The organism is Quadrisphaera sp. INWT6, assembly GCF_015390235.1.
Classification (GTDB): Bacteria; Actinomycetota; Actinomycetes; order Actinomycetales; family Quadrisphaeraceae; genus Quadrisphaera.
In genome coordinates, this window is record NZ_VUOH01000002.1 from 299,442 (window position 1) to 324,305 (window position 24,864).

General features: G+C 74.8%; 27 protein-coding genes and 1 pseudogene. 18 read left to right on the forward strand and 10 right to left on the reverse strand.

Annotated elements, in window-relative coordinates; translation table 11 throughout:
* Positions 1–4 precede the first annotated feature (4 nt).
* The 3 genes from F1641_RS06375 to F1641_RS06385 form a co-directional block, all read right to left on the reverse strand.
* A complete protein-coding gene (locus F1641_RS06375; protein WP_194903742.1) occupies positions 5–3,079 on the reverse strand; it encodes a UPF0182 family protein in 3,075 nt (1,024 codons plus the stop codon).
* Positions 3,080–3,250: 171 nt separating this feature from the next.
* The gene (locus tag F1641_RS22975; RefSeq protein WP_206690699.1) at positions 3,251–4,399 is read right to left on the reverse strand and encodes a S16 family serine protease; all 1,149 of its coding nucleotides are present in this window, start codon (positions 4,397–4,399) and stop codon (positions 3,251–3,253) included.
* A complete protein-coding gene (locus tag F1641_RS06385; RefSeq protein WP_194903744.1) occupies positions 4,396–5,709 on the reverse strand; it encodes an NAD-dependent epimerase/dehydratase family protein in 1,314 nt (437 codons plus the stop codon). Before F1641_RS06385 ends, F1641_RS22975 begins: the two co-directional genes overlap by 4 nt.
* Positions 5,710–5,846: 137 nt before the next feature.
* Here F1641_RS06385 and F1641_RS06390 point away from each other — a divergent pair, with 137 nt between their 5' ends.
* Positions 5,847–7,400 carry a zinc-dependent metalloprotease gene (locus F1641_RS06390; RefSeq protein WP_309225430.1) on the forward strand — a complete coding sequence of 518 codons (1,554 nt, stop codon included), beginning with the start codon at positions 5,847–5,849 and terminating at the stop codon, positions 7,398–7,400.
* Positions 7,397–7,978 (forward strand): NUDIX hydrolase, encoded by a 582-nt coding sequence (locus F1641_RS06395; RefSeq protein ID WP_194903746.1) that lies wholly within the window; start codon positions 7,397–7,399, stop codon positions 7,976–7,978. Before F1641_RS06390 ends, F1641_RS06395 begins: the two co-directional genes overlap by 4 nt.
* A 37-nt stretch (positions 7,979–8,015) precedes the next feature.
* Here F1641_RS06395 and F1641_RS06400 read toward each other — a convergent pair whose 3' ends face one another.
* Positions 8,016–8,636 carry a M48 family metallopeptidase gene (locus F1641_RS06400; protein ID WP_194903748.1) on the reverse strand — a complete coding sequence of 207 codons (621 nt, stop codon included), beginning with the start codon at positions 8,634–8,636 and terminating at the stop codon, positions 8,016–8,018.
* 339 nt (positions 8,637–8,975) lie between these two features.
* On the opposite strand from F1641_RS06400, the gene F1641_RS06405 reads away from it, so the two are divergent.
* The 4 genes from F1641_RS06405 (at position 8,976) to F1641_RS06420 (ending at position 12,307) form a co-directional block, all read left to right on the forward strand.
* On the forward strand, positions 8,976–9,131 hold the full coding sequence (locus F1641_RS06405) for a DUF5679 domain-containing protein (protein ID WP_109773365.1): 156 nt from the start codon (positions 8,976–8,978) through the stop codon (positions 9,129–9,131).
* 136 nt (positions 9,132–9,267) lie between these two features.
* Positions 9,268–10,281, forward strand: a complete 1,014-nt coding sequence (locus F1641_RS06410; protein WP_194903750.1) for a hypothetical protein — start codon at positions 9,268–9,270, stop codon at positions 10,279–10,281.
* An 80-nt stretch (positions 10,282–10,361) separates the two neighbouring features.
* Positions 10,362–11,801, forward strand: coding sequence for an AarF/ABC1/UbiB kinase family protein (locus F1641_RS06415; RefSeq protein ID WP_206690700.1), 1,440 nt, complete (start codon positions 10,362–10,364; stop codon positions 11,799–11,801).
* 161 nt (positions 11,802–11,962) lie between these two features.
* Entirely contained in the window at positions 11,963–12,307 is a 345-nt protein-coding gene (locus F1641_RS06420) for an Lsr2 family protein (RefSeq protein ID WP_194903752.1), read from the forward strand.
* A 138-nt stretch (positions 12,308–12,445) separates the two neighbouring features.
* Here F1641_RS06420 and F1641_RS06425 read toward each other — a convergent pair whose 3' ends face one another.
* From F1641_RS06425 to F1641_RS23755, 5 genes and pseudogenes are all read right to left on the reverse strand, one after another.
* Positions 12,446–12,907 carry a hypothetical protein gene (locus F1641_RS06425; RefSeq protein ID WP_194903753.1) on the reverse strand — a complete coding sequence of 154 codons (462 nt, stop codon included), beginning with the start codon at positions 12,905–12,907 and terminating at the stop codon, positions 12,446–12,448.
* A complete protein-coding gene (locus tag F1641_RS06430) occupies positions 12,904–13,395 on the reverse strand; it encodes a pilus assembly protein (RefSeq protein ID WP_309225431.1) in 492 nt (163 codons plus the stop codon). Before F1641_RS06430 ends, F1641_RS06425 begins: the two co-directional genes overlap by 4 nt.
* Positions 13,392–13,769 carry a TadE/TadG family type IV pilus assembly protein gene (locus F1641_RS06435; RefSeq protein ID WP_194903755.1) on the reverse strand — a complete coding sequence of 126 codons (378 nt, stop codon included), beginning with the start codon at positions 13,767–13,769 and terminating at the stop codon, positions 13,392–13,394. Before F1641_RS06435 ends, F1641_RS06430 begins: the two co-directional genes overlap by 4 nt.
* Before the next feature lie 21 nt (positions 13,770–13,790).
* A complete protein-coding gene (locus F1641_RS06440) occupies positions 13,791–13,991 on the reverse strand; it encodes a hypothetical protein (RefSeq protein WP_194905141.1) in 201 nt (66 codons plus the stop codon).
* Between the two features lie 82 nt (positions 13,992–14,073).
* Positions 14,074–14,169, reverse strand: a pseudogene (locus F1641_RS23755) (pilus assembly protein TadB); the annotation flags it as partial.
* Positions 14,170–14,185: 16 nt separating this feature from the next.
* Between F1641_RS23755 and F1641_RS06445 the strand changes: the two are divergent.
* The 10 genes from F1641_RS06445 (at position 14,186) to F1641_RS06490 (ending at position 23,361) form a co-directional block, all read left to right on the forward strand.
* Positions 14,186–15,601: a recombinase family protein gene (locus tag F1641_RS06445; RefSeq protein WP_194903756.1), complete on the forward strand. Its 1,416-nt coding sequence runs from the start codon at positions 14,186–14,188 to the stop codon at positions 15,599–15,601.
* Positions 15,602–15,811: 210 nt separating this feature from the next.
* Positions 15,812–16,015 carry a hypothetical protein gene (locus F1641_RS06450; RefSeq protein ID WP_194903765.1) on the forward strand — a complete coding sequence of 68 codons (204 nt, stop codon included), beginning with the start codon at positions 15,812–15,814 and terminating at the stop codon, positions 16,013–16,015.
* Positions 16,016–16,246: 231 nt separating this feature from the next.
* Positions 16,247–16,489: a hypothetical protein gene (locus F1641_RS06455; protein WP_194903767.1), complete on the forward strand. Its 243-nt coding sequence runs from the start codon at positions 16,247–16,249 to the stop codon at positions 16,487–16,489.
* A 71-nt stretch (positions 16,490–16,560) separates the two neighbouring features.
* Positions 16,561–18,867: a bifunctional DNA primase/polymerase gene (locus F1641_RS06460; protein WP_194903769.1), complete on the forward strand. Its 2,307-nt coding sequence runs from the start codon at positions 16,561–16,563 to the stop codon at positions 18,865–18,867.
* 217 nt (positions 18,868–19,084) lie between these two features.
* Complete coding sequence (locus F1641_RS06465) at positions 19,085–19,597, forward strand: hypothetical protein (protein ID WP_194903771.1); 513 nt, start codon at positions 19,085–19,087, stop codon at positions 19,595–19,597.
* Between the two features lie 25 nt (positions 19,598–19,622).
* On the forward strand, positions 19,623–20,129 hold the full coding sequence (locus tag F1641_RS06470; protein WP_194903772.1) for a hypothetical protein: 507 nt from the start codon (positions 19,623–19,625) through the stop codon (positions 20,127–20,129).
* Positions 20,130–20,256: 127 nt separating this feature from the next.
* Positions 20,257–20,688, forward strand: a complete 432-nt coding sequence (locus tag F1641_RS06475) for a hypothetical protein (RefSeq protein WP_194903774.1) — start codon at positions 20,257–20,259, stop codon at positions 20,686–20,688.
* Entirely contained in the window at positions 20,685–21,086 is a 402-nt protein-coding gene (locus tag F1641_RS06480) for a hypothetical protein (protein ID WP_194903776.1), read from the forward strand. The genes F1641_RS06475 and F1641_RS06480 overlap by 4 nt, the downstream gene beginning before the upstream one ends.
* Positions 21,087–21,307: 221 nt before the next feature.
* The gene (locus tag F1641_RS06485; RefSeq protein ID WP_194903778.1) at positions 21,308–21,976 is read left to right on the forward strand and encodes a hypothetical protein; all 669 of its coding nucleotides are present in this window, start codon (positions 21,308–21,310) and stop codon (positions 21,974–21,976) included.
* 524 nt (positions 21,977–22,500) lie between these two features.
* Positions 22,501–23,361, forward strand: a complete 861-nt coding sequence (locus F1641_RS06490) for a phage major capsid protein (RefSeq protein WP_194903780.1) — start codon at positions 22,501–22,503, stop codon at positions 23,359–23,361.
* 156 nt (positions 23,362–23,517) lie between these two features.
* On the opposite strand, the gene F1641_RS06495 is transcribed toward F1641_RS06490, so the two are convergent.
* Positions 23,518–23,760: a hypothetical protein gene (locus F1641_RS06495; protein WP_194903782.1), complete on the reverse strand. Its 243-nt coding sequence runs from the start codon at positions 23,758–23,760 to the stop codon at positions 23,518–23,520.
* Positions 23,761–24,045: 285 nt separating this feature from the next.
* On the opposite strand from F1641_RS06495, the gene F1641_RS06500 reads away from it, so the two are divergent.
* On the forward strand, positions 24,046–24,276 hold the full coding sequence (locus F1641_RS06500; protein WP_194903784.1) for a hypothetical protein: 231 nt from the start codon (positions 24,046–24,048) through the stop codon (positions 24,274–24,276).
* The gene (locus F1641_RS06505; RefSeq protein WP_194903786.1) at positions 24,273–24,854 is read left to right on the forward strand and encodes a hypothetical protein; all 582 of its coding nucleotides are present in this window, start codon (positions 24,273–24,275) and stop codon (positions 24,852–24,854) included. Before F1641_RS06500 ends, F1641_RS06505 begins: the two co-directional genes overlap by 4 nt.
* The last annotated feature ends 10 nt before the right edge of the window (positions 24,855–24,864 follow it).

Below are 24,864 nucleotides of genomic sequence, written 5' to 3' on the forward strand. Positions count from 1 at the left end.
CGGGTCAGCCGGCCGACGGCGTCGCCGTCGAGCTCGCCTCCGCCTGGACCGCTGCGTCGAGCGCCTGGCGCAGCCGCTCCTGCGCCTGCCCGTAGGCGGTGAAGTCGCCGTTGCGCAGCGCCTCCTGGCTGGCCTGCTCGGCCTCGACGGCCTGCTGCAGGGCGCCGCGGACCCCCTCGGGCAGCGGGGTCGCGGTGCCACCCGTCGCCGAGGGCGACGGCGAGGCGCTGGCCGACGGGTCTGGCGTCGAGCCGTCGGTGCTCCCAGATCCACCCGTCCCGTCGACAGGCAGGTCCCCGGTGCTGGAGCCGGCGTCCCGCGTGGTCACCCCCGAGTTGCCCTGGAAGACCTGGTCGAGCGCCTCGTCGAGGGTCGGGGCGAAGCCGATCTCGTCACCGAAGGCCACCAGCACGCGCTGGAGGGTCGGGTAGGCGGTCTCGCCCGTGCTCTGCACGTAGACGGGCTCGACGTAGAGCAGACCATCACCGACGGGCAGGGTCAGCAGGTTGCCGTACCGCACCGTCGAGCTGCCCTGTCGGAGCAGGTTCAGGAACTGGCCCACCGCGGGGTTCGTGTTGAACGCGTTCTGGACCTGGCCCGGGCCGTTCACCGTGCCCTCGGTGGGCAGCTGCAGCAGGCGCAGCTGGCCGTACCCCTCGCGCTTCTGCCCGGCGGTGTCGCCGGCGTCGGCGTCGACGGCGAGGAAGCCGGTGAGGATGTTCCGCGCCGCCTCCCCGTTCTGGTTGCGAGGGATGTACGTCGAGGTCAGCGAGAACGACGCCGCGTCCTGCTGCGGCATCTGCAGCGTCAGGTAGTAGGGCGGCTGCACCGCCCCCTCGGTCGCGATCGGTGCCGGCGTGGCAGCTCCCGCCGCCGGGGCTGCAGCCGCCGTCGTGGTGGCGCTACCCGTCGGGTCGACCGGGACCCGCCAGAAGTCGTTCTGGGAGTAGAACGACCCCGGGTCCGTCACGTGGTAGCTGGCCATCACGGTCCGCTGGACCTTGAAGAGGTCCTCGGGGTAGCGCACGTGGGACATGAGCTCACCGCTCATCTCAGCCAGCGGACGCACGGTGCTGGGGAACGCGCTCCGCCACGCCTGGAGCACCGGGTCGGACTCGTCCCAGGCGTAGAGCACGACCTCGCCGCTGTACGCGTCGACGGTGGCCTTGACCGAGTTCCGCAGGTAGTTGACGTCGTCCGGGGGCAGCGCCGCGATGGCTCCGGCGGAGGTCAGGGTGTCGGCCGTGGCCTCCTCGAGCACCTGCGGCTGCGAGTACGGGTACTCGTCGGACGTCGTGTAGCCGTCGACCACCCACTGGACGCGCCCGCCGACGATGGTCGGGTACGGGTCGGAGTCGAGGGTCAGGTACGGGGCGACCTTCTGCACGCGCTCGCGCGGGTCGCGGTCGTAGAGGATCTGGCTCTCGGGGTTGACCGCCGACGACAGCAGGATGTTGGCATCGCGGAACTTGATCGCGTAGAGCGCGCGCTCGAGGTAGTTGCCGACGCTGGGCCCGCCGTCTCCGGAGAAGGTGTTGCGCACCTCGCCGGCGTCGGTCGGGTAGTCGATCTCCTGCGGCTGGGCGCCCTCGGGGGCGCCCACGATGGAGTACTCCGGGCTCTCCTCGCCGAAGTAGATCCGCGGCTCGTAGTCCGGCAGCGAGCCGGACGAGGGGATGCCCCCCTCGAGGTAGTTCGGCTCGCCGTTGCTCTGCTTGTCATCAGCCGCAGCCGCCACCAGCCCGTAGCCGTGCGTGTAGGCGGTGCGGGTGTTGACCCAGGAGGTGCCGCCGATGCCGGCCTCCCGCAGCTCGCGGACGGCCACCACGACGTCCTGGCTCTGCCCGTCGATGGTGTACCTGTCGACGTCGAGCGGGTTCGGGAACTGGTAGAAGCCGCGCACCTGCTGGTTCTGCGCGAACGTCGGGCTGACGATGGCCGGGTCGAGGATGCGGGTGCTGGCCGTGGTGGCCGCGTCACCGCTGAGGGCTCCCGCCTCGCCCTCGGTGGTGGGCTGGTACTGCTGCACGTTCGTGTCCGCGATGCCGAACGCCGCCCGCGTGGCCTCGATGTTGTCGGCGATGTAGGGGGCCTCGACGCTGGCCTCGTTCGGGGTCACCTGCACGCGCTGCACGACGGCCGGGACGATGCCGCCGGCCACGACGGCCGTGACCACGAGCAGGCCCACGCCGGCCGCCGGGAATCGCCAGTTGCCGCGCACCGCGGTCACGAGGAAGAGCGCGGCGCAGATCAGCGCGGCGATCGCGAGGATGGCGCGGGCCGGGACCACGACGCTGACGTCGGTGAAGCTCGCGCCGTCGAAGCGGCGGTGGCTGTTGGTCAGCGTGGCGTACCTGTCGAGCCAGTAGCTGCCGGCCTGCAGGGCCACGAGCAGCGCCGCGGTCGTCGCGAGCTGGATGCGGGCGGCGACCGTGGTGCGCGGCCCGGGCCCCACCAGGCGCAGGCCCCCGTAGAGGTAGTGGGTGGCGGCGCCGGCCAGACCGGCGAGCAGCACCACGGCGGTGAGCAGGCCGACGACGAGCCGCAGGAACGGCAGCGAGAAGACGTAGAAGCCGATGTCGTGGCCGAAGACGGGGTCGACCTGGCCGAAGTCCTTGCCGTTCCACCACAGGAGCACGGTCTGCCAGCGGCTGGAGGCCGCCGAGCCGGCGAACAGGCCCAGCAGCAGGGGCAGCACCACGGTGAGCACCCGGCGCAGCGGCTCGAGCCCCTCGCGGTAGCGGTCGAGGCTGGCGGCGGGACCGGGCACCGGCGCGTAGATGGGCCGCTTGCGGTAGGCCAGGGCCATGCTGACGACGACGGCGGCCGCCATCAGCACGCCCCCGACGACGAAGAGGCCCGCGCGGACCCCGAGCTGGGTCAGGTAGACGCGGCTGAAGCCGAGCTGGCGGTACCAGAGCACCTCGGTGGCCACCGAGGCCACGACGCTGCCGAGCAGCAGGAGCGCGGCCACGCCCACCAGGACGGGCACGAGCGGCCGGCGGCGCTGCGGCGGGCCCGGGCGTCGGGCGCCCGGTGCGCCGGGGCGCGGTGGGCGGGGCGGGGGCTGGGACGTCACCGGGCTGTTCCTCCATCAGAAACCCGCCGGGGTGCCGCTGCTCAGCGTCCCGGCAGGGTGCTCGGGGCGGGCTCCCGATCGTCGCACGGTCGGCTGGGAGGTCCGGGCCCCGGAGGCCCCGCCCACATCACGAGACGGTCACGACCTGCCGCCGTCGGCAGCGGTCCGCCCTCAGGAGCAGCCGGGCAGCCCCGCGCCCTCGCCGCGGCCGACGGCCTCGACCGCAGCGCGCGCCTCCGCCAGCGTGGAGACCGCCACCACCTGGAGGCCGTCGGGCACGTTGCCCACCACCTCGTCGCAGTTGCCGGCCGGCGCCAGGAACGCCGTCGCCCCCGCCGCACGGGCCCCCAGCAGCTTCTGCTGGATGCCGCCGATCGTGCCGACCCGCCCCGCGGAGTCGATGGTCCCGGTCCCCGCGACCGTGCGGCCGCCGGTCATCTCCCCCGGCGTGAGCAGGTCGACGACGCCGAGCGCGAACACCATGCCCGCGCTGGGACCGCCGATCTGGTCGACGGCGATCTCCACGTCGACGGGCGGGTCGGCGTCCTCGCGCACCAGCACCCCGAGGACCGCGCTGCCGTCCGCACCCGTGCCGAGCGGCACCTCGACGGTCTCGTCGGCGCCGTCGCGGGTCACCGCGACGCGCACGACCGCTCCCGCACCGCCGCTCGCCGCGGCCGCCTGCACGGCCTCGCGCAGCGAGGTGGCCCCGTCGACCGCTGCGCCGTCGACGGAGGTGATGACGTCGCCCTCCCGCAGCACACCGGCGGCACCGGACCCGTCGGAGAAGCCGGTGACGTCCACCCGCACCGGCACGTCGTAGCCCAGCTCGGTCAGCGCCGCGACGACCGCCGCCTGCTGCGAGGAGAGGAACGCCGCCGCGTTGCTCGCGTCGACCTGCTCCTCGCTCGCCCCGGGCGGGAAGAGCGCCGCCTCGGGCAGCGCGGTCCGCCCGCCCTGCAGCCAGGCGCGCACCTGCAGGCCCAGGTCGACGGGGCGCCCCGGTCCGCCGCTGACCCTGACGGTGGTGAGGTCGAGCGACCCCGAGGTGGGGTAGGTCTGCGCCCCGGAGATGCTGATCAGGCGCGTGTCGCCCTCACCGGAGAGGACGTCGCGCACCGGCCCGGGGCTCTCCACCGCGAACGGCACGGGCACGAGCGCCACCAGCGAGACCAGCGCGACGGAGACCGCACCGCACACCAGCGCCGCCACCGCCCGCGACGACGCCCGCGCGGCCGCGCCCCCCGGCTGCTCTGCGGACTCCTCGTCCAGCTGCTCGTCCTGCTGCCGGTCCTCGTGCTGGTCGTGCTGCGCGCTCACCGCGACCTCCGCGAGCGCGCCTGGCGCACCACTGCGGCGGTGGCCACGAACGCGACCGCCGCCCCCGCGGCGCCGGCGGCCCCGAGCGCCGCCTCCCGGGGCAGCCGCGGCCCGCGGCCGGAGCGCCGCTCCCGGACCCCCTCGAGCAGCACCTCCAGGCACTCCTCGTTGCTGCGCCCCGGGCGCCACCCCGCCGCGCGCAGCCGCTGCGACGACACCGCCCAGGGGTGGACCACGTAGGCCAGGTCGCCCGCGGGCGTGGGCAGCAGCCCCAGGCGCGCCAGCCGCTCGGCGGTCGCCTGCGCCAGCCGCGCCGGCAGCTCCACCGACCGCAGGCCGGAGGAGCGCTCCAGCACCTCGTGGACCAGCACGCCCTCCGCGCCCACGCCCAGCGGCCCCACCAGGCCCTCACCGACCACGACGACGACGGCGGAGGCGAGGTCGTCGACGTGGCAGAACTGCCACAGCGGCGCCCGCTCGCGCAGGGCCAGCAGCCGCGGCACCTCGAACGACCGCGTCACCACCGTGTCCACGCCCGGACCCACCACCGCCGCCGGCCGCAGCACCGCCGCGGGGACCCCCGGCATGCTGCGCGCGAGCAGCGACCAGACCTCCTCCACGGCGAGCAGGTCACCGACCAGCCCGTCGTCCGGGGCCGCCAGCAGCGGGGCGTCGTCGTCGAGCGGCACCGGCCCGTCGGGCCGCGCCCCGTGCACCATCGCGCTGCTGACCAGCACCAGCCGTCCCGCCCCCGCCGCCGCAGCGGCCGTGACGACGGCGCGCGCGCAGGCCTCGGCGCGCTCTCGGCGGCGGGCGGCGGGCTCGGCCAGCGCGGCGCGCAGGTCGGTGTCGAGGGCGACGTGGACGACGGCGACGGGCGGCGCCCCGGACCCGGGGGCCTCGCGGGGGCCGCCGGCGGTCATCGCCTCCAGCACCTCGGGGGAGGTCAGGTCGACGCGCACCTCGCGGGCGGCGCGGGGGCCGTCCCCGGGAGCGTCGTCGCCGGGACCAGCCGAGACGTCAGCGGAGGCGCCACCGGAGGCGCCAGCGGGCGCGTCGGCAGGGGCGTCGTGGAGGGCGACGACGTCGGCGCCCGCGGCCACCAGGCCGGCGACGACGGCACGGCCCGCCGGCGACCCGGCCCCCGTGACGACGACGCGCCCCGCGAGCCGCGGCGCGCTGGCGCTGCTCCCGGGGGTGCTGGCCTCCGGAGCGCCACCGTCCGCCGTCGTGCTGCCGCCCACCGCGCTCCCGTCGTCGTCCCCGTGCTCACCGCGCCTGCGCACCCCCTGCGCGTTCGCTGTGGGCACCTGCTCCGGGACCGCCGCCTCCGCCTCCGGCTCGGTAGCGTGGGACGGGAGGGGCAGGAGCCACATCCTGCCGCCTCGCCCGAGCGGTGGATGCCGCACCGCCGCTCGAGGCCTGCTCCTGCGCGGCTGGAGAACCGGTGCCCGACTCCCCGTCCCCCCGTCCCGACGAGGACCCGCAGGACCGCGCGCCCGGCGAGGGCTCCAGCGCGGCGGGCTCGGGACGGGGCTCCACCCCGGGCTCCGGCTCGGGCTCGGGCTCGGGCTCCGGCTCGGCTCCCGGTGCCGGCCAGGACCCGCTGTCGCAGCTCTTCTCCGCCCTCGGCGGCGGCGCCGGCGCGCCCGACCTCAGCGCCCTCGGCGGGCTGGGCGGCCTCGGTGGTCTCGGCGGCCAGGGGGGCCTCGCCGGTGTCGACCCGACCCAGCTGTTCGAGCAGCTCCAGAAGGACCCGCAGGCGATGGCCCAGGTGGCCGCCGCGGTGCAGCAGCTGATGAGCAGCGCCGGTGACGGCCCCGTCAACTGGCAGCTCGCGCAGGACCTGGCCCGCCAGACCGCCGCCGCCGAGGGCGACCCGGCCCCCACGTCGTCCGACGAGCGGGAGGTCGCCGAGGCGCTGCGCCTGGCGGACCTGTGGCTCGACGCCACCACCGACCTCCCCGCCGCCTCGGCCGCCGGCCGGGCGTGGTCGCGGGCCGAGTGGGTCGAGGCCACCCTCCCCACCTGGAAGCGCCTCGCCGAGCCGGTGGCCGCCAGCGTGGCCGACGCGGTGAGCGCGGCGATGGCCGAGCAGCTGCCGGAGGAGATGCGCCAGATGGCCTCCGGCGCCGGCGCCGTGATGCGCTCGGTCGGCGGCTCCGTCTTCGGCGCGCAGCTCGGCCAGGCCGTCGGCGGCCTGTCGCGCGAGGTCGTCTCCGCCACCGACGTCGGCATCCCGCTGGTCGCGGGGAGCACCACGGCGCTGCTGCCCACGGGCGTCGCCGCCTTCGCCGACGGCCTGGGCGTGCCCGCCGAGGAGGTGCGCCTGTTCCTCGCAGCGCGCGAGGCCGCCCACGCCCGCCTCTTCGCCGGGGTCCCCTGGCTGCGCGGCCACCTGCTCGGCACCGTCGAGGCCTACGCCCGCGGCATCACCCTCGACACCGGCCGCATCGAGGACGCCGTGCGCACCCTCGACCCGTCCGACCCGTCAGCGCTGCAGGAGGCGTTGTCGTCGGGGGTGTTCGAGCCGGAGAGGACCCCCGCGCAGCAGGCGGCCCTGGAGCGCCTGGAGACGGCGCTCGCCCTGGTGGAGGGCTGGGTCGACCACGTCGTCGACGCCGCCACGTCCCGCACGCTGCCGAGCTCGGCGGCGCTGCGCGAGGCGGTGCGCCGCCGCCGCGCCACCGGTGGCCCCGCCGAGCACGTGATGGCCGGCCTGGTGGGCCTGGAGCTGCGCCCCCGCCGCCTGCGGGAGGCGTCGCGCCTGTGGTCGGTGACCGAGGACGCCCGCGGCACCGCCGGCCGCGACGCGGTCTGGGCCCACCCCGACCTGCTGCCGACCGCCGCCGACCTCGACGACCCCGACGGCTTCGCCAGCCGCCGCAGCGACGCCGAGGCCGCGGACGCCGACGTCGACGCCGCCCTGGAGGCGCTGCTGCGCGGCGAGGGCCCCGCCGCCCCGCCGGAGTCGCCGGAGCCGGGTGACGGCCCCCGGTGACCCCCGCCGAGGCCGACGCGGAGCTGGCCGCGCACCTGCCGCGCGGTGACGGGCAGGCCGCGCTCCTGGAGGGCCACCGGCGACAGCTGGCGGTCTTCCCAGGAGCCCCCGCGCCGGGCTTCGAGGGCAGCGCGCTCCACCGCGACGGACCGCCCGAGCACCTGACGGTCACGTCGTTCGTGCTCGACGAGGACGGCGACCGCGCCGTCCTCGTGCTGCACCGCAAGGCCGGGATGTGGCTGCAGCCGGGCGGCCACGTCGAGGCCGGCGACCCCTCGCTGGCCGCGGCGGCCCTGCGGGAGGCCTCCGAGGAGACGGGGCTGGGGGCGGTGCTGCGAGCGGCGCTGGGCGGCGCGCCCCTCGACGTCCAGCGGCACGAGCTGTCCGCGGGCTTCGGCCGCTCGTGCCGGGCGCACCTCGACGTGGCGTTCCTCTTCACCGCCCCGCGCGGCGCGGAGCCGGTGCTGAGCGACGAGAGCGACCGCGTCGCCTGGTTCGACGTCGACGCGCTGCCACCGGACGCCGCGCCGGACCTCCCGGCGCGGCTGGCGCGCGCCCGCGAGGCGCTCCGCCGCTGAGGGCGGCGGCGGGACCGACCGGGGGACGAGCCGGGGGTCAGCCGAGGGCCGACGCCGGGTCCGCGCCGTCGTCGACGTCGGTGGGCAGGTCGCGCGCCGTCGCGAAGCCCTCGAGGTACCCGCGAGCGCGCTCGGTGCGGGGGTAGGCGTCGACCAGCTCCCAGAACGCCTCGCCGTGGCCGTGCTCGAGCAGGTGCGCCAGCTCGTGGACCAGCACGTAGTCGACCACCCACGAGGGCATGCCCTGCAGGCGGTCGGAGAGGCGGATGGAGCCGTCGGCCGTCGTCGTCGAGCCCCAGCGGGTGGTCTGGTTGGCGACCCAGCGGACGCTGCTCGGCCGGGCGCGACCCGCGAGGTAGCGCGCCGACAGCTCGGCGGCGCGCCGGGCGAGGGCCCCGTCGCTGGGGCGGCGGCGCTGGTCCTGCGCCTGCAGGCGCGTCACCATGCGGTCGACCCAGAGCCGCTCCTGCGCACCGCTGAAGCCCGCGGGGATGCAGACCACGAGGGTCCCGCCGTCGCGGAAGGCGGTGACGGTGCGGCGCCGGCGGGTGCTGCGGCGGACCTCCACGGCCTCGCGGGGAGCGGCCTCGGCTGCGCTCCGGGGCGCGCGCGGGAGCACCGGGTCAGCCCCGGCAGTCCGCGCCCCCTGCGCCGCCATGCGCGAACGCTACTGCCCGCACCGCCGGTCCACCGGGTGCGACACCCTCGCACGAACCTCCCGGCTACCACCAGTCACCTGCCCATGACCCGCTGTCGCGGCCGTCGGCGCGCCCCACTGGACCGGTCGGGGGTCTGCGCGTTGACGCCCCCTGGCACCGGGCCTACCGTCGTGCTCAGTCCTCTGGTCGCCGGGCCCACCGCAGGGGAAGGCGGCACGGCTCGGCGGCCAGGGGACGACCCGCGTCCGGCCCGACGACCGGTGTCCGCCCCAGCCGCTACGGTGACGCGGATCACGACAGCCCCGGGCCCAGTGCCCGGCACACCCCAGGGAGCCGACATGGCCGAGACCTACTCGGGCTCGTTCTACTGCGTGAAGTGCAAGGAGAAGCGCGACGCCGAGGGCGGCGTCGTCGAGACCAACGGCCGCCGCATGGCGAAGGCCAAGTGCCCCGTGTGCGGCACGAACCTGAACCGCATCCTCGGCAAGGCCTGAGACCGCGGCGCTCCGGCGCCCGCAGCGGCCCGCTCCCCCGCCACGGCGGAGGGGCGGGCCGCTGCCGTTCCCGGCCGGAGCCGAGGCCTGTGGACGGAGCCAGCGCCGGGGCGGTCGCGGCTGCCACGCTGGCGCGGTGAGCCGACCAGCCCCCCGCACCGTCCCCCACCCCAGCGCGCGGTCGTCGGCCCCTGCCGGCGGCGCCGCGGTGCGGCTGCGGCCCGGGGTCCTGCGGGCCTGGCGCGGGCCCGGGCGGCTCCAGCTGGGCCTGGGCCGCGGAGCCGTGGTGGTCGAGGGCCTGTCGGCCGCCGACGAGCACCTCGTCGACGCCCTCGCCGGCGGTACCGACCTCGAGGGGCTGCGCCACCTCGCCCTGGCCCGCGGCGCCGGCCCGGACCGCGCGGACGCCCTCGTCGAGGCCCTGGCGGGCGCCGGGGCCCTGGAGGCGGTCGCTGCCTCCCCCGGCCACCGCGCCCGCGCCTGCGCGGTGGTCGTCGGAGCCTCCCCCGCCGGCCTCGCCGTCGCCCTCGGCCTGGCCGGAGCCGGGACCGGCACGGTCCTGGTCGAGGACGACTCCCCCGTGACGCGGGCGGACACCGGCCCCGGCGGGTACCACCCCGAGCACCTCGGGGTGCCGCGCGGCGAGGCGGCCCGTCGTGAGCTGTCCGCCCGGTGCCCCACCACCCGGACCACGCTGGACGGCACGGGTCCCGCCCGTCCCGACGTCGTCGTCCTGGTGGCGGCGGGCGCCCACGACGCCCGCCGCGCCGAGGGCCTGGTGCGCGAGGGCGTCGTGCACCTCGGGCTCCTGCTGCGGGGCGCGTCGGCGGCGGTCGGCCCCCTGGTGAGGCCGGGGAGCACCACGTGCCTGCGCTGCACCGACCTGCACCGCACCGACCGCGACCCCGAGTGGCCGCGCCTGCTGCCGCAGCTGGCGGCACCCCCCGGTGGCCCGCGCCGCCCGGAGCGGCCCGAGCTCTCGGCGCTCGCCGCCGCGCTGGCCGTGCAGCAGGTCCTGGCGCAGCTCGACGGCACCGACCCCGCGGCGCTCGACGCCACCCTGGAGGTGGAGCTCGACGGCGGCGTCGTGGGCGTGCGCCCCTGGAGCCCCCACGGCCGCTGCGGGTGCACGTGGGCGCTGGGCGCCTGAGCACCCGACCACCCCGAGCAGCGGGGCGGGGCGATCAACCCCGCGCTGCGCGTCCGCCGGGCTCGGCGGAGGATGGCGGGGTGACGGACGACAGCGCCTCCCGTGCCGACGACCTCACCGACGAGCGCCCCCAGGGGCGCCCCGGCCAGGGGGCCGGCACCTGGGCCGAGCGCTCCGGGGCGATCCCCCGGGGGGCCCTCGGCCGCGGGCTGAAGCTGGCCTCGCTGCCGGCGGCCTTCGCGGGCCGGCAGGCGGTCGGGCTGGGCAAGCGGGCCGCGGGCCGCTCCCAGGCCGACGTGCAGGCCTCGGTGCAGGCCGCCACGGCCGAGCAGCTGTTCAAGGTCCTGGGCCAGCTCAAGGGCGGGGCCATGAAGGTGGGCCAGCAGCTGTCGGTGCTGGAGGCCGCGCTGCCGGAGGAGCAGGCCGGGCCGTACCGCGCCGCGCTCACCAAGCTGCAGGAGGCGGCGCCACCGATGCCCGCGGCGACGGTCCGCGCGGTGCTGGCCGCCGAGCTGGGCCCGGGCTGGCGCTCGTCGTTCCAGGACTTCACCGAGCAGCCCGCCGCGGCGGCGTCGGTCGGGCAGGTGCACCGCGCCACGTGGGCCGACGGCCGCGCCGTCGCCGTGAAGGTGCAGTACCCCGGAGCGGGGGCGGCGCTCCTGGGAGACCTCGACCAGGTGGGCCGGCTGCTGCGCGTGGCCGCGGGGTGGGTGCCCGGCCTCGACGTCGCGCCGATCATCGCCGAGCTCAAGGAGCGCGTGGCCGAGGAGCTCGACTACCGCGCCGAGGCCGCCTCGCAGCGCGCCTTCGCCGACGCCTTCGCCGACGACCCGGAGGTCGCCGTCCCCGCCGTCGTCGCCGCCACCGGACGCGTGCTGGTGACGGAGTGGATGGACGGGACGCCCCTGTCGAAGCTCATCACCGACGGCACCCAGGCCGAGCGCGACCTCGCCGCGCGGCGCTACCTCGAGCTGCTGCTGCTCGGCCCGGCGCGCGCCGGCCTGCTGCACGCCGACCCCCACCCCGGGAACTTCCGCCTCACCCCCGACGGCCGCCTGGGGGTCCTCGACTTCGGCGCGGTGAACCGGCTCCCGGACGGCATGCCGCCGGCCATCGGCAGGCTCATGGGCGCCGCTCTCGACGGCGACGCCGAGGCCGTAGCCGACGGTCTGCGCGAGGAGGGCTTCATCAAGTCGCGCATCAAGGTCGACCCCGAGCAGCTCCTGGACTACGTGCTGCCCTTCCTGGAGCCCCTGCGCCACGAGGAGTTCCGCTTCGACAGGGCCTGGCTGCAGTCGCTGTTCCGGCACGTCAACGACCGCGAGCGCCCTGAGTGGTCGGTGGGGCTCAAGGTGAACCTGCCGCCGGAGTACGTGCTGATCCACCGGGTGTGGATCGGCGGCATCGGGGTGCTGTGCCAGCTGCAGGGCGTGGTCCCGGCGGTGCAGGTGCTGTCCGACTTCCTGCCCGAGTTCGCGGACGAGGAGGATTCCGAGGAGGAATTCGCCGCACTTCCCTGACGACCCGGTGACGCCTCTCCGACTATCGCGACCGACCTCTCCTGCACGTTCTGGGTGAATGTGATGTCGTGAATTGCTATTAGTGGACCGCCTGTGCGATAAATGGTGATCGAGTCCTCCGCGAGGAGGACCTCCTTCCCTTCCACCGTGAGAGAGACGACATGGCGACCAAGACCATCACCCACATCACCGACGACATCGACGGCACCTCCGACGCCGAGACCGTCAAGTTCGGCCTGTGGGGCGCCACCTACGAGATCGACCTCTCCGACGAGAACCAGAAGAAGCTCGAGGCGGCGCTGGAGCCCTACCTCGCGGTGGCCCGCAAGGCCGGTGCGGCCAGCTCGAGCGCGCGCCGCGCCAGCGCCCCCCGCAGCAGCGGTGGCGGCGCCGAGTACGACGCGAAGGCCGTCCGCGCCTGGGCGTCCGCCAACGACGTCGAGGTGCCGGCCCGCGGCCGCATCCCCAAGACGGTCCTGGAGCAGTACCAGGCAGCCGGCCACTGAGCCCCCGCTGCCCCCGGGCAGCAGCCAGCAGCGCCCGTCCCCGGAAGGGGGCGGGCGCTGCTCGCGTCCGGGGGTCGCGTCCGGGGGTCGCGTCCGGGGGTCGCGTCCGGGGGTCGCGTCCGGGGGTCGCGTCCGGGGTCAGGGCAGGACGACGCCCTCGCGCGCCTGCGACGTCACCCGCAGCGGCACCTCGACCGCCTCCCCGACCCAGCGCGGCAGCAGGTCCGGCCGCACCGCGGCGCTGAGCGTCACCTCGGCGGTGACGCCGTCGGGCGTCCCGGTGGGGGCGTCGACCGCCACACCCACCAGGTCGTCCGGCGCGGGGAGCCTCGCCAGCAGCGCCGTGGCGCTGTCGGTGACGGTGGCGCCGGTCAGCGGGACGCCCTGCCCCGGGACGACGCCGTCGCGGTAGTACGCCTGCTCGTCGAGGGCGTCGGCGGCGTCCAGCGCCGCGGCGTCGGCGAGCGCCAGCAGCTGGGTCCGCGCCAGGTGCAGCTCCGTGGCGGCGCCGCCGACGAGCACGAGGGCGACGGCGATGACGGCGTCGACGACGACGAGGGGCGCCACCTGCCCGTCGTCGCCCCGCGGCCGCCGGGTCACGGAGACAGCCTCGACGGGGCGAACCTGTCGACGACGGCGACCCCGCTGGCCCGCACCGGGACGGCGGCGGGGACGGCGGTGCGCAGCAGCGGGGGCACGAACGGCAGGGGCACGAGCACCTCCACCTCGACGCGCACGGCGGCGTCGGGCACCAGGCACCCGGGCTGCTCGCAGTCGGTGGTGGCGGTGGCATCGGCGCCGGTGAAGCCCTGGTCGGCCAGGGCCAGGTCGAGCGCGGCGCGGGCCCGCCCGGGGGCCTCGTCCGCGGTGGCCGCGGTGGTGAAGGCGCGCGCCGCCGCGCGGGAGCCCGCGGACGCGGCGTACGAGCCCGCCTGGAGCCGACCGAGGGTGATGACCAGGTAGGCGACCGGGACGAGCAGCACGAACGCCAGGACCACGAACTCCACCGACGCGCTGCCCGCCTCGTCGTGCGCGCCGCGCCGGGCCGCTCGACGCGCCCACCGGCGCAGGAGCGCGAGGGGCCTCACGGGAGCACCTCGACCAGGCCGTGCCCGCGCACCGCCATCGAGCCGCCCCCGAACCAGCCCACCAGGGGCAGGGGGACGACGGCGGTCACCTCCACCACGTCGAGGCCGCCGGAGCGGACCTCGGACGCGGTGACGTCGGCGGCGTAGGCGTCGGGCAGCGACCCCTCGATGAGCTCGCGGGCCCGGGCGGCGCCGTCGGCGGGCGTGCGGTCGGCCAGCGCGCCGAACCGCGCGCCCTCCCCGACGCAGTCGACCAGCGTGCCCCGCAGGTGCAGCGCGAGACCGAGCTGCAGCAGGCCCGCGAAGAGCACGCTGACCAGCACCATCACCATGGTGCTCTCCACCACGGCGGCGCCGGCGTCACCGCGGGGCACGGCACCGGACCCGGGTCGTCCTCACGGGAGGGCGACCGCCGCGACCGCCTGCTCGAACATCCCGGTGAGGGCGGGCACCGCCACCCCGCCGAGCGCCACCACGATGCCCGCCGTCATGACGGTGACGAGCACCCAGCCGGGCACGTCACCGCGCTCGGGGCAGTCGCCGCGGTCAGCGCAGCGGGTCGGGGTGGCGGGGGTCGTCGTCGCGTCGGTGCTCATGGTTCCTCCGGTGTCGTCAGGGGTGGTGCAGGACGGGTGGCGGTGCGGTCGGGCGATGCGGTGGGCCGGTGGGGTGGGCTGGTCAGGGCGTCAGGCGCAGGACGGCGAGGCCGGGGAAGACGGCGAACAGGACCGTCACGGGGAGGACCAGGAAGACGACGGGGACGACAGTCGTCACCCATACCTTGTGCGGCATGCCTCCCCCTGCGATCAGCTCTCAGCCCGTCAGCGCCGTCGTCTACCTGCGGATCAGCCAGGACCGCGTGGGGGAGGAAGCGGGCGTGACCCGCCAGCGCGAAGACTGCGCCCGCCGCTGCGCCGAGCGCGGCTGGACGGTTGTGGCGGTGGAGGAGGACAACGACATGTCCGCCAAGTCCGGGCGCCGGCGACCCGGCTTCGAGGCGCTGCTGCGTCACCTCGACCATGGCCGAGCCACGGTGGTGGTGGCCTGGACCCTGGACCGCCTGCAGCGCAACAAGCGCGACGAGATCCGGCTGTACGAGACGTGCCAGAGCCGGGGGGCGATGATTTCGCTGGTGCGCGGCCCCGACCTGGACCTCACCACTCCGGGTGGCCGCATGATGGCCGATACCTTCGGCACCCAGGCGCGCTACGAGGTGGACGTCAAGGGCGACCGCCAGAAGCGCGCCAACAGCCAGCGCCGTGACGCCGGCCTGATGGGTTGGACGCGACGCCCCTTCGGCTACGACCGCTGCCCCGAGGGCCAGGTGTTCGTCGTGGAGGAAGAGGCCGCCGGGCTGCGTGAGGCCGCAGCCATCACGCTGGCCGGCGGCACGCTCGCCGCAGCCGTGCGGGCCCTAGACGCGCGCGGGCTCACCTCGACGCTGGGCAAGCCCTTCACCACCATCACGCTGCGACGGCTGCTTCTCTCCCCACGCCACGCGGGCCGGGTGACCTTCATGGGGGCCGACCACGGCGTGGCGGGCACGTGGCCGGCGATCTTCACCGAGGAGCAGCAGCAGCGGCTGACCGAGGTGCTTGCCGACCCCCGGCGCCGCATGGCGCAGTCCACCGAGCCGCGCTACCTGCTCTCCGGGGTGGCGCGCTGCGGCCAGGACGGGTCGATCATGCGGGGCTCCCCCATGGTCAACGGCGAGCGCCGTTGGCACGTCTACAAGTGCAGCGTGAAGGGCTGCCGGCGCGCTCGGCGCTCGGACCTGGTGGACGCCGTGGTGGTGGCCGAGGTGCTGCGGGTCTTCAAGGAGAACCCCGACCTGTTCACTCCCAACGAGGACGTGTCCGACCTGCGCGCAGCCGCGGCAGACCTGCGCGAGCGCCGCGATGCGCTGGGCGACCTGCTGGCCGACGGGCTGATGTCAGCCACCAAGGTGCGGGAGCGTGCGCTGCTGCTGACGAGGGAACTGGAGGGCATCGAGGCCCGCATCGGACGAGCCGTGGCCGACAGTCCAGCCTCGCCGCTCGTGGGCGCCGTCGACCCAGCCGCGGTCTGGGAGGTGCTGCCGGTGGGGGCGCGCAAGGCCGTGGTGAACCTGCTGATGACGGTGGAGATCATGCCCGCCGGCAAGGGCGCTCGCTTCACCCCCGAGCAGGTCCGCATGACCATGAAGGGCGCCGGCGCCGGCGACTAGTGGGTAGAACACAGAGTGACGGGCGGGCCCTCGACAGAGGGGCCGCCTTTTTACGTTCTACCCATCTGACCTGGAAGCACTCCAGAGAAGTCGTCCGCCATGTCCCTCACGCAGAGCGACTGGGAGGGCTAGTGTGTGACGTGGGTCACAGTTACCCCCGGGTGCCGCGAAGGCTGCTCGGCCCTCCCCTCTCCTGCCTGGAGCACAGCCATGTCCGAGATCGACCCGGTCCTCGAAGCACGCAACCGCATCGGCAACGCCGTCAAGCACGGCAACTCCGCCGGCGCCCGCGTGGCCCGCCAGGACCTGGCCGCTGCCCGTGTGCGCCGCGCCGTCCTCGCTGACCGCAACGGCATGCGCGCCGAGCAGCGCCAGGCCCTGGCCGACCTCCTGGTTGCCGGGGTGACCCGGTGAGCGGCCAGGCCTCGCTCCCCCTCACTGAGGCGCAGCGCGACGCCCTGGCAGCCCTTCTGGCCCCTGCTGTCGCCGAGGTAGCCCGTCGCCGCGCCGACGTCGAGACGCCGCTCAGGGCCGCCGCGTGACCGAGCACCAGGTGCAGGCGCTGGCCGAGGCGATCGACGCGCTGCAGCGGCGTCTCGACGAGTTCGCCGGCGACCTGGCCGCCCTGCGCCAGCGGATCAGCTCGTGAACCTCGCTGAGGACACCCTCGACGCGCGGATCGCCGCTGAGGTCGCCCGCCTGGCTGAGCTCAAGGCGCAAGCCCGCCGTGGCGCCGGTCGCTGGTGGGTCGCCCGCGAGGCGCGCACGCGGCGCTGGCCCGAGTCCCTGCAGCACCGCCTGGCCGCAGGAGTCATCGACTCCATGCACGAGCGCACCGTGGCCGCCCACGAGCGCGCCATCGCCGCCAGCCGCGACACCGCGGCCTGACCCCAGACACAGATCGTCCCGGCCGGAGCGCGAACTCCGCCGGGACCGAGCCAGGAACGGTGGCTACTCCTATGGTCGCATCAGTCACGCCTATTGACCAGCATGAACAGCGCTCCCCGTGGCACATCGGCCCGCTGACGCTGGTCCCGCCGGCGCCCTACGCCGAGAGCGCGCTGGCGCTGCAGCGCTCCGGGCTCGGGGGGCCGCTGCCGCTGCCGAGCCTGCAGAAGTTCCCACCTCCAACGGGCTGGTCCGGCGCCGGCGCGCTCTACCCCAGCGGCGCCGACGTGGCCGCCTGGACCGAGGACACCCCGGCCGCCAACGTCGGCCTCAGGCTGGCCGACGGCGTGAAGGGCATCGACGTGGACGCCTACGGGGACAAGGAGGGCGCCTCCACCCTCGCGGCCGCCGAGGCCACGCTGGGCGCCCTGCCGCCGACGTTCATGTCCACCAGTCGTCACGACGGCGTCTCGGGCATCCGGCTGTTCCGGGCGCCGGCGGACACCGTGCTCGTGAGCACCCTGGGCGCCGCGGGCTACGGCCCCCACGTCGAGATGGTTCAGCCCACCCACCGCTACGTCGTCGCCCCGCCGTCAATCCACCCCGAGGGTCGCGAATACCGGTGGGTGGGCCCGGACGGTGTCGACCTGCTCCCCGGCGAGGTTCCCTCGGTCGACGACCTGCCTGAGCTGCCGCCCGCATGGGTGGCCGGGCTGGCGGTCGACGCTGAGCGCGCCGACGTCGGCCGCGAGGTGCTCGCACCGCTGGACACCTGGCCCGCGGCCGCTGCCACCGACCCCTACGTCGTGCAGGTGTGCGCCGGTATCGCCACCGACATCCCCCGCGGCGACTGGCACGCCTGGACGTTCTCGACAGCGTGCAGGCTCGCCGCCGCGGCCCGGCTCGGGCTGATCACCCGCGCCGACCTCAGCGCCAGCCACCGGGTGGTGGTGGCCCGACTGCGCACCGCCCGGTCGAGCCGCAGCAGCGGCGAGGAGCCCGAGCGCGAGGCCGCGCGGTGCTGGCGTGACGCCGTCGAGCGCACCGCCCGCATGACCGTCGAGCAGGCCCGCATCTCCCTTGGCATCCGCGAGGCGCCGGCGCCCACCACGGCCACCGCGACGGCCGAGGACGCGCCGGCGGCCGATCAGCTCGACGAGGTGGTGGCCGGGTTCTGGCGCGCCCGGCCGTGCCTGGCCCACATCCACCAGTTCGCCCACGCCCGCATGGTCAGCCCCTGGGCCCTGCTCGGTGTCGTGATGGCCCGGGCGGTGGCCGCAGCGCCACCGACCCTGGTGCTGCCGGCCACCGTGGGCGGCTACGGCTCTCTCAACCTGTTCGTGGCCCTGGTGGGTGAGTCCGGCGGTGGCAAGGGCGCCGCCGAGGCCGCAGCCCGCGACGCCGTCGTGCTGGCCACCGAGGTGGAGTCGGCCTCGGTCGGCTCCGGTGAGGGCATCGGCCACCTGTACGCCCACCGGGAGAAGGGGGGCGTCGTCCGCGACCGCACCTCGGTCCTGTTCACCGTGCCCGAGGTCGACACCCTCACCGCGCTCGGCTCGCGCCAGGGCGCCACGCTGCTGCCGCAACTGCGCTCGGCGTGGTCGGGTGAGGCGCTCGGGTTCGCCTACGCCGACCCGACCAAGCGGCTGCCCATCGAGGGCCACACCTACCGGATGGCTGTGGTGCTGGGAGTTCAGCCCGGCCGAGCCGCGGGTCTGCTGGAGGACTCCGACGGCGGCACCCCGCAGCGCTTCGTGTGGCTGCCGGTGACTGACCCGACCATCCCCGCGGAGCCGGTGGCTGAGCCCGAGCCGCTGAGCGTCGCGCTGCCGCGCATGCTGCCGTCGAGCCGGTACGTCATGCGCGTGTGTGACACGGCCGTGCAGCGCATCCGTGCGGCCCGCCTGGCCCGCGCCCGCGGCGAGGGTGACCCCCTCGACGGGCACGCCCTGTTCTGCCGGCTCAAGGTCGCCGCTGCGCTGGCGCTGCTGGAGGAGCGCGAGATCGTCACCGATGAGGACTGGCGCCTGGCCGACGTCGTCATGCGCGTCTCACACCTCACCCGCGCCGGCGTCGCAGCCCACCTGCGCTCGCAGTCCGAGCGGGCCAACGTGGCACGAGGCAAGGCCGAGGGTGCTCGGGCCGCCGTCGCCGCCGAGGCGGTCGCCGACCACACCGCCCAGCGCGTCGGCCGCGTCCTCGTGCGCCACCTGCGTAACCACGGCGAGCAGAGCCGCAACGACCTGCGCAAGCGCCTGCCGGGCCGGGACCGGCCGCACTACGACGAGGCCCTCGCGCGGCTGGAGTCCGCCGGGCTGGTCAGCGTCACCGAGACCGAGCACGGCGAGCGGCTGGCCCTCGCGGAGGTGGACCCGTGAGCCCCTAGCTCGTGGGGGTGGACATCCGTGGACATGTCCACCCCCCCTCTCTCCGGAGCCGCCTATAGGGGCAGGAGGTTCCCTCTCTGACCTGCAGGTTTGCGACGGACCGAGCCTGCTCGTCCCGCCGCAGGGGTGGACATGTCCACGGATGTCCACCCCCTGACGCCACCACCACCGAGGCCTCCATCACGTCACTCGACTAGGGAGCCTGATCATGATTCGCACCACCTCCGCCACGGCCCTCGCGATGGCCACCCTCCTGGCCCTGGCCGGCTGCACGACGGCCGCCGCCCCCACCGCGGCTCCGGTGACCTCGCCGGCGCCGGCGGCCAGCCCGACGACGCCCACCCGCGGCGGAGAGCCTGTCGAGGCGCCTAGTCCGACGCTGGACTCGTCCTACCCCGCGGTCAGCATCAAGCCTGGCTCGCTGGCGGCCAAGGGCCGCTCCCTGGGGCTGCGGCTCGACTACTCCGTCTACGTGGACCCGGCGGGCTCCTGGCTCCCGGGCGAGGCCGCCTGGCAGTGCGAGTGGTCGCTGGCTAACGCCCCTGCCGAGGGGGTCCAGCGCGGCGAGGCCGCCCGCTACGTGGTCTACCTGGCCACCAGTCGCCAGTCACTGCACGAGGAGTCCTGGGAGGCCTCCCAGGACGCCGTGAGCGAGAACACCCAGGCCTGCCTGGCTTTCCTGCAGTCCCAAGTCGACCTGGCCACGGCCGACCTGTCCTGACCACCCCACCCGAGAGGAACAGCTCATGCCCACCGAGCCCCGCCACACTCGCACCATCACCCCCGAGGCCGCCGCGCACTGGGAGGCCCTCGATGGGCTGCCCGCTGCGGAGGTCGTCCACGACGACGTGCTGCTGCCCAACGGCCCCGGCCTGATCGACCCGTTCCCGGTCTCGCTGCACGTGCCCGCCCGGATGCGCCGGCTGCGCTGCGACACCTGCGAGACCGTCGAGCGCCCGACCGGTATCGCCGAGCCGGACCCGCTTGAGCTCGTGCACGAGCCCGGCTGCTTCCTGGCCGACGTCGAGGCGAGCCAGTACGCGGCCGACATGGAGCGCCTCCAGCGTCTGGTGGCCAACGGCCATCCCGCTCGCTTCCATCGCCACCCCACGGAGACCGAGCGCGCTCTGCTCGACTCCTGCGGGCTGGCCCCCATCACCCAGTTCGTGGGCGTGCACCTGACCGCGGCCGGTGGCCGGCGTCGGGCTCTGCGCTGGCTGACCGACCGGGAGCCCGCGCTGTCCGCCGGCTGAGCACCTCGCGCCCGAGCTGATGGCCGCCAGCAGCTCGGCCGCGATGGTGCCCCACCAGCGGCCCGTCAGCGATCACGCTGGAGATCACAGCGCGGCTGACGGGCCGCTCGCATCGAGAGGAACGATCATGGCCACCGAGGACACCCCGCCCGCTGAGGACGTCGAGCAGGACCACCCCACCGAGACCCCCGAGCAGGCCGAGGGCAAGCGCGCCCAACGTGAGCGCGCCCAGGTCGCCGAGGCCCGCGCCGCCGCCGCTGAGGAGCGCCTGGCCAAGCTGCAGCGCCAGGCCGTGGCGCGCATCGCCGGCGCCCGGCACCTCTCCGTGGGTGAGGACGTGCTCAACGTCGAGCTCGGTGGCGTCGAGCTCGACGCCCTCCTCGACGACGACGGTGTGCCTGATCCCGAGCTGGTCGAGGCCGCCGCCGCAGCGATGGCCCAGCGTCGCCCCGGGCTGGCCCCCCGGCGGCGCAGCGGCGGCAGCCCTGACGGTGGCGCCCGCGAGGCTCCCCCGCGCCAGCGCTCCAGCTGGAGCGACGTCCTCGGGGGCCGGCGGTGAGCGCCGGCCCGCGCTGTCCCGAGCCGGGCTGTGAGGCCCAGCTCTGGGTGGACCGCCGTCTCGGGCTGATGGCCTCGACGCACGCGCCGTCCTGCGCCATCGGCCGCGCCGAGGATCAGCAGGCCTTCGACGACCGCAGCGCGTGCGGGCTGCGCACGACGCTGAGCCCTGACTACGCACGTGATGACCATCGACAGTTCGGTGCAATGTTCGTGCGCGAGTCCACCGATGCTGAGCGTCGTCTCGTTCTCGCCTGCGGTGCCAACGCCGCCGCTGTGGCCCGCACGCAGGTCGGTGTCCACTTCCTCGCTGGTGGCCTGCGCCGGCGCGTGCTGACTGCGGTGCAGCTCACCGGGCTGCCGAGCCTGCCGACGAGCGACCCGACCGTCGTCCGGTGACCCCCTGGGCGGGTGTCCCCTTGATCCACTTCGACGAGCGACCCGTGGAGAGGGCTGCCTCCAAGCGGTCAGGTTCAAGATCTTCGAGGTGACCCTTCCTGACGACCTCCGGAGCCTGACCGGACGTCCCGTGCCACCTCTGCACACATAATTTGAGGTGGTGTTGGCGAGTTCGGCCGTTTTCCCATACCGATGGGCGGATCGTCCCTACTGTCATCCGCATGCAGCCGACCGACACCTCAGCGCCGCTCTCCACGACGCCCGGGTTCGACCGCGTGGCGCACCTCGAAGATCAGGCGCGTCGCGCAGAGGCGACCCTCTACACCCTCTTCCTCGACTACGACGACTGCACTCGTCGAGGCCTCCATGTCGACCTGCCGCCGGCGGTCGCCAACGCGATGTTGGAGTACCACCCCTTCGCGGAGCGCATGCGCACCCGCGTCCGCACCCAGCTGCAGGTCCTGAACGGTCTGCAGCCTGAGCCGCTGAGCCGGGAGGCACAGAACGCGGCCAACCGACGGATGTGGCTGCTGGAGGCGGAGGACGTCCCGGAGATCGTGCTCACCAAGGGGCACCGCACCAATGTCGACTGGGTCGTGGCCGTGGTCGCCTCGGCCCCGAAGACCCCCTGGACCGCCGCTCAGGTGCTTGAGGTGCTGGAGCGCAACGGGTGGTCGACCTCATCGCCGAACCCGCAAAACCTCATCGCCAACACGCTGGCCCGCGCCCTAACCACGCACCCGCACCTGCAGCGATGCGGCCGTGGCACCTACACCTGGCAGCTGACGGAGTCGTCTGCTGCTGATGAGCTTCCGGGCGACCTGCCCGGCGAGAGCCGTCGCGCCGCTCAGGGCGACGGTGCATCACTGGAGGAGGCGGCTATGTCGTGAGCCGCCGGAGAGGACCACCATCACCGTTCCAGAGGATCCGGAACACCCTCCCGACAAGAACCACGAACGCCCTCGACGGCGTTCGTCGAGGGCGTCGGGGAAGCATCGCGCTGTTAGCAACACTTCGGGTGGGGACTTGAAGGCTAACAGTGCGGTGTCACTACGAGAAGTGCTTGACACGTTGTCGTTCGTCGCCATGGTCGCGTGGCGGTTCACGCGGGTGTTGAAGTACTTGGCGGAGAACATGCCCGACGGCCTCGGCTGACGGCTCACAAGAACCCGTCCTTGAAGCGCGGATGCGCCTCGGGGACGGGTTCTTGTGGTCGGCACGACGAGTACGCACCCACTACCTGCCCCACCGCGCCGCCGCCGGCGCGGATGATCGATCTCAGCACCACCGCAGCTCATGGCCGTCACGGAGCGCGGGTCGCGGTGGTGCCGCCATGGCTCAGCCTTGAGCCCCTGCGTGGCCCGTGACGGAGGGCGCAGCGATCCCCATCGCTGCTCACCCCAGGAGCTCCACCGTGGCCACGACCGTCACCGCCTCCGGCATCCTCAAGCCCGAGGACGTCCGCAACCTGATCCTGCTGCCGCTGCAGACCGGCGGCAGCGTCGCGCTGAACCCCGCCGTCTCCACGCTGGTCACCACCGACGCCCAGGTCTCGCGGTTCCCCCGGGTCACCGACGCTCCCATCGTCGGATGGATCAGCGAGGCGGCGCCGCTGCCCGTTGGGGATCTTGAGGTCGACGAGGTCATCGTCGTGCCGTCCAAGGTCGGCAGCATCGTGCCAATCACCAGCGAGCTGGAGGAGGACGCGGAGTACGACCCGCTGGAGCTCACCGGCACCCAGCTCGTGGACCAGGCCGGCCAGGCCCTGGACGACGCCTTCCTGGGCGACCTCCCTTCCCCGGCGCCTCTCGGTCTGGCTTCGCTGGTCAAGGCCTCCGGCAGTGGCGTGCAGGCCGCCTCCGCCGGCGGCTCGTGGAAGAACCTGGACGTGTTCGCCCAGGCCGGCTCTCTCATCGAGGGCGTGGGCGGCCGGATGACGGCGGTCCTGGCCAACCCCGCTGACGTGCTGGCGATCAGCACCCTCAAGGCGGCCACCGGCAGCAACCAGGCGCTCCTGAGCCCTGGTGGTGACCCGGCCCAGCCCAGCCGCCGCCAGGTGGAAGGTGTGCCGCTGCTGAGCCACCGCTCCGTGCCCGCCGGCACCGCGTGGGCGGTCGACTCCAGCCGAATCTTCACCGTCATCCGTCGGTCGGTGCGCCTGGAGCTGGACCGCTCCGTGTACCGCTCCACCGACCGCACCGCCGTCGTGCTCACGATGCGCGCCGGCTTCGGGTTCACCGACGACCGCGCCGTCGTCAAGATCAGCAAGGCCTGACGGGTAGGTCGTGCAGGCCCAGTAGCTGCCGGCGGGTGCGGACTCTCGACCGTGCTCGCCGGCACCGGTGGTTGGGGCCGTCACCCCACCACCAGCTCGATGCCCTCGGTGGCGCGTCCCGATGGGCGTCGGCGCGCTACCGAGGGCATCGGCGTGTCAGGCGATGACGTGCGCCGAGGTGCTGGAGGGCAGGACGACTGCGATCTCCCCGCCGTTCATGCTCAGCCTCAGCTCAGTGACCATGGGGTTGCCGTGGTCTCCGGGTCGGTGCGTCACCGAGATGATCGGCGCCTGTAGGAGCTGCTCGTTCGCAGCGCCCTGTAACTTGATCGAGAGCCACGCGTTGATGTGGCTGCCGGAGAGGTGCTCAAGGCGGCTGACGCCAGGGATGAAGTCCATGCACGTGGACGCTGGCATGCGACCTCGCGAACGCGCTACTGGAGTACCGGGCGCCCCGGCATGTCCCGCCACCGTGTCGGTCTGGTGAGTCACCATGGTCGTGGTGGCTCAGCGGCGACCGTGGTGCGGGCTATGAGCCCCCGGCTCACCGGGAGGCCCGCGTCACCGCCCCGCCCCCGGCATCGACGTGCGACTTGAGGTCGAACACGACGCGTCGATGCCGGGGCGGTGGTGTCTGCGGCGTGGCTCCACAGCCAGGCCCGGGCTCGCGGCGACCCTGGAGCGATGACCGCCACCGTCGCCCCCTCGCGCCGACCGGGCTCGCGCAGCTTGGCCGTCGGACTCGTCGCCCTGCCTCTCGGCGTCGTCCTGTTCGTGGTGCTCGCCGCCGTCGGCAGCGGCGTCCCCGCCATTGGGGACAACCCCGTGATCCTCATGCTCCCGGTGCTGCTCGTCCTCGGGGGCGTCGTGGCGCTCGTCGTCGGCCTCGTGAGGCGGGTGCTCGCGCGCTCGTGACTCTCTCCAGCGTCATCGACTGGATCAATACCGACCGCATCGGCGCCATCGGCGACGGCGCCACCGCCCTGGCCTTCGTGCTGGGGTTCGCGGTATACCTGCACGACCGGCTCGACAAGCGCCGCGCGCAGGCCGAGCAGGTGGCAGCCTGGCTGTCGCTGGACGAGCACGGCAACGGCCGTGCGCGCTACCGGCGCTGGTACTCGCATGTGAGCAACGGCTCGACGCAGCCTGTGCGCGAGGTGCTCTACATCGCGGCGCGGGGTGCAGTCGAGGCTCAGTACATCGACGTGCTGCCGCCCGGCGCTGCCGAGGTCACCCCGGTTGGGGAGGAGATCGCTGGGCACCTCGAAGGTGAGTACGCGGGAGGCATCACCCTCGACTTCACAGACGCCGCCGGGCGCAGGTGGCGCCGCACCTCTCGCGGCAAGCTGCGCCGCTGGCACCGGTGGGACGGACAGCCCTCCAACAACGACGTGCGCCGGCGGCTCCGCGCCTCACGCCGCACCGTGTCGGAACCTCCAGCCGCTGAGGGCCAGCAGGATGGCGCCGAGACCCGCACTGGTGACGGCGGCTAGGTCGACGTAC

Bases quoted from the DNA above. Each gene is read 5' to 3' on its own strand.
- F1641_RS06460 (WP_194903769.1), top strand. From the start codon at position 16,561: ATGGTCGCATCAGTCACGCCTATTGACCAGCATGAACAGCGCTCCCCG.
- F1641_RS06400 (WP_194903748.1), bottom strand. From the start codon at position 8,636: ATGGCGGCGCAGGGGGCGCGGACTGCCGGGGCTGACCCGGTGCTCCCG.
- F1641_RS06485 (WP_194903778.1), top strand. From the start codon at position 21,308: ATGCAGCCGACCGACACCTCAGCGCCGCTCTCCACGACGCCCGGGTTC.
- F1641_RS06450 (WP_194903765.1), top strand. From the start codon at position 15,812: ATGTCCGAGATCGACCCGGTCCTCGAAGCACGCAACCGCATCGGCAAC.
- F1641_RS06500 (WP_194903784.1), top strand. From the start codon at position 24,046: ATGACCGCCACCGTCGCCCCCTCGCGCCGACCGGGCTCGCGCAGCTTG.
- F1641_RS06440 (WP_194905141.1), bottom strand. From the start codon at position 13,991: ATGAGCACCGACGCGACGACGACCCCCGCCACCCCGACCCGCTGCGCT.
- F1641_RS06470 (WP_194903772.1), top strand. From the start codon at position 19,623: ATGCCCACCGAGCCCCGCCACACTCGCACCATCACCCCCGAGGCCGCC.
- F1641_RS06495 (WP_194903782.1), bottom strand. From the start codon at position 23,760: ATGGACTTCATCCCTGGCGTCAGCCGCCTTGAGCACCTCTCCGGCAGC.
- F1641_RS06465 (WP_194903771.1), top strand. From the start codon at position 19,085: ATGATTCGCACCACCTCCGCCACGGCCCTCGCGATGGCCACCCTCCTG.
- F1641_RS06405 (WP_109773365.1), top strand. From the start codon at position 8,976: ATGGCCGAGACCTACTCGGGCTCGTTCTACTGCGTGAAGTGCAAGGAG.
- F1641_RS06420 (WP_194903752.1), top strand. From the start codon at position 11,963: ATGGCGACCAAGACCATCACCCACATCACCGACGACATCGACGGCACC.
- F1641_RS06475 (WP_194903774.1), top strand. From the start codon at position 20,257: ATGGCCACCGAGGACACCCCGCCCGCTGAGGACGTCGAGCAGGACCAC.
- F1641_RS06445 (WP_194903756.1), top strand. From the start codon at position 14,186: ATGCCTCCCCCTGCGATCAGCTCTCAGCCCGTCAGCGCCGTCGTCTAC.